General features: G+C 61.6%; 1 pseudogene. It reads right to left on the reverse strand.

What is annotated here, in order from left to right:
• A pseudogene (locus tag ACCD02_RS32675) lies at positions 1 to 378 on the reverse strand (hypothetical protein); the annotation flags it as partial.

The raw sequence follows: 378 nt of genomic DNA on the forward strand, positions 1-378 counted from the left end.
GCCAATCCTGCCGGGATAAATGCATGTTTTCGAATATCGCCGCTTGCAGGCCCACGGCCATGCCCGCCAGGCCGGCGGGTAACTGGATCTGTACCCAGAAACCTGACGAGGCTCTCGGGTTGCGGTGACCGGAGTACTGCACGGCCCTGCCCACCACACTGGGGCGTTGCAGGATTCTAAGCAGATCTCGCATCTGTACGGCATGGCCCTGACCGGTTGAGCCGCGGCCCCAGTTGCAACGGTATAGCCACAGGCGCAGCCCTTCGCGCTTGTAGCGGTTGGCGGCCATGGTGGTCATTAAATAGGCGATGCCGAGCACCGCCAGGATGATCGCTACCGGCGTGGACATTACCCAGGCAAAGCCGTACCAATAGCCGA

Source organism: Pseudomonas sp. Pseusp88, assembly GCF_047303955.1.
Classification (GTDB): domain Bacteria; phylum Pseudomonadota; class Gammaproteobacteria; order Pseudomonadales; family Pseudomonadaceae; genus Aquipseudomonas.